Raw genomic sequence first — 2644 nt, 5'->3', positions numbered from 1 at the left:
GTTTGAACTTGAATAAACATTAAGCAACAAATTGAAAAAGAAGAAATCGCACCCTTTTGGATGTGATTTCTTCTTTTTTATTACGATTTAGTTTAGAACAATAGCTTGAACAGCTTCAACAAGCTCCACAACTGAAGAACGTTCTACAAGAGAAACGCTTTCACCATCTACAACGGCAAGACAAAGCGAACCATCATAACGATAAAGCTGAATCTTAACCTGTGGGAAATTCTCATTATCTAAATGAATCGTAAGATTGATTTCTTCCTTTTGTCCTGCTGCTTCACTTGTAAAGCTGTCAGCCATCAGTGTTTTGAGTGCAGTCCTAAAATCAGCAAGTTCAATTTCTTCCTCTCCATAGTACCAAACTCGTGTTTCCTCGTCGTCCTCATCAATTTCAGACGTAAGTAGATGTTCTTCACCTTCCAGTGTAATATCAATCTGAGTCATAGTATCTGAATCTGCCCAGAAAACTTCATTATGTCGTAAATCGTCATAAGAAGTTGCTGCTAATGTTTCGTAAGAAGTAGCATCCAACTTATACACAATCTGTGAATCCCCGACACGTACATATTTCGTCACTTCTGGAATTTCATCTTCTTCGTTTGCTTCTGATTCTTCAGCTTTTTTCAGTTCTTCCTGATTTTGACCAATATGCAATATATATGAATCAGAAATTTCATTCTCATCTTCATCTGTATGGGTGTATCAAGTGTTGTTGGAATATTTGAAGGTGTTGTTGCAAAGCTATCTATCATCATTTGTTTCCAATCCCACATTCTTGATATGGCAGGAAATGTAGGAACTCAGTCCCTTGCTGTTACCATACGAGTACTAATGGATGAAAGCTTAACTGGTTCTCAGAAATTCAAACTTGTTTTCAAGGAAATGAAGGTCGGACTATGCAATGGGTTATTTTTAGGAATCATGGCACTTATCTTTATTGGAGCATATATCAGTATCTTTAAGCATACTACCATTACCTACACTTTGCTGATATCTGCATGTGTAGGATTTTCACTTATGGTTGCAATGATTATTTCCAGTTTGGTTGGCACAATAGTTCCTCTATTCTTCCATAAGATAAAAGTAGATCCGGCTGTAGCATCCTGTCCGTTAATCACAACTGTAAATGACCTTGTTGCGGTCGTAACATACTACGGATTAGCTTGGATTTTACTTATCAATCTACTTCATATCGCGTAATCTTCACACGCAAGAAGCCTACACTGTATTTGAATCGGCAAATACTTGTAGGCTTCCACTATTTTCACATCTTATCAGCGATAATTTTCGGGATGGTCCATATTCCTCTTGCACCAAAAGGTGTAAACGAGGTGTAGGCTAATCATTAAATTGTCTCAAAGCATTGATTTTACTGCATTTTCACGCCACTGTATGCAAAGTGCCCCAGCAGACAAACAGTACTTTTATCATTATCACATACTCTCTTTTCTATGCTCTAAAATCATGCTCTGTAAAAGGTGTAAGCAAGGCGTAAAACAAGCCTTACATACACAGGAAAACCCGTATTTAAGCCATTCTTGGCACTATTCACAAATCCTGCCGTGAACTGCTATTGTAAATGCCGAAAAGCTTATCTGTCATTTTGCAATTACTAAAATTTAACTGTCTATATTATCTGCTCAACAAACTGAGGACATCAATACTTCTTTTTCGATGCAATCAGCAATCCAATGATCAATACCACAGCAGATATTCCGACCAATCCCCATTGAGACAGTTCTGATGTTCCGGATGGTTCTCCAAAAGAAGCTCTGTCACCAGGGGTAAATGTATTACCTGCAGGGCGTGAGCCTTGCTGATTGCCACCTGGCACAAAACTGGAAGGGTCGAAGTTTCCCGTCGGTGCATTTTCACCCAGCGCGTCCATACCCGAAGGCATAGCGGGCCGGTCCTCATTGGAGCTGTTCATTTCGTTCCGGGAGGGCCTTTTCCCGCCCTGCGGCATATTGCCGCGGGGGCTGCCCATGCCGCCGCCCATACTGCCCATGGCAGAGAGATTCAAATCGCCTGTCTCAACTGCTGTTAAATCACCGTCGAGCTGGCTGGTGACTGCTTCGGCGCGAAGTGCGACAAACTGCTGAATGGCATCGACACCTTCATCAAATTCTTCTGTCGTGCAGAACTTAGTTGGATCTTTTTCCACGTAGGGACGCAGCATCTGTGCCGTGTCAGCAATCAGCTTTTCAAGTTTGCCGTTCGTGAACCACTCCTCGATAAACTCTGCATACAACGCATGATACTGCTCGGTATATGCTTCATCCGAGAAAATCCACGCCTGCATCGGTCGGTCTGAAAGAACCTCGTCGATGTCGTCATTGACACTGCCGGATGTATTACCACCCATAAATGTGCCAAAAGCAAGGTTATAATCCCACGGAATCATGGAAAGCTGACCGTCCTTTTCATGGATATAATAGTTATGAATCATGTTTCCGGTATAGCTGTCTCCGTTCACCAGAAAACTGTGAACAACAAAGTAGCGCAAGACCTCATTCACATCCAGTGTATTTTCAAGGTCGGCGTATTCGCTCAGGTTTTTCAGGGCAGAAATCAGTCCTTTCTGGTCTGCCTTGGAGACATCTGTTTTGGCACTGTCGAAAATGTTGGAATAGCTGTC

Annotated in this window: 3 protein-coding genes; 1 reads left to right on the top strand and 2 read right to left on the bottom strand. The window is 41.8% G+C overall.

Translation table 11 applies throughout. The features are described 5' to 3' along the window. Positions 1–87 precede the first annotated feature (87 nt). On the bottom strand, positions 88–660 hold the full coding sequence (locus ACKI39_RS02395) for a hypothetical protein (protein WP_407397300.1): 573 nt from the start codon (positions 658–660) through the stop codon (positions 88–90). Between the two features lie 39 nt (positions 661–699). Here ACKI39_RS02395 and ACKI39_RS02390 point away from each other — a divergent pair, with 39 nt between their 5' ends. Beyond that, positions 700–1206 (top strand): magnesium transporter, encoded by a 507-nt coding sequence (locus tag ACKI39_RS02390; RefSeq protein ID WP_407397298.1) that lies wholly within the window; start codon positions 700–702, stop codon positions 1204–1206. Between the two features lie 457 nt (positions 1207–1663). On the opposite strand, the gene ACKI39_RS02385 is transcribed toward ACKI39_RS02390, so the two are convergent. After that, on the bottom strand, positions 1664–2644 hold a 981-nt coding region (locus ACKI39_RS02385), incomplete at its 5' end, for a CotH kinase family protein (protein WP_407397296.1).

Origin of the sequence: Treponema sp., assembly GCF_045641405.1 — a bacterium.
In the GTDB taxonomy this organism is placed as follows: Bacteria; Spirochaetota; Spirochaetia; order Treponematales; family Treponemataceae; genus Treponema_D.
This window is presented reverse-complemented; position numbering and strand designations above follow the sequence as displayed.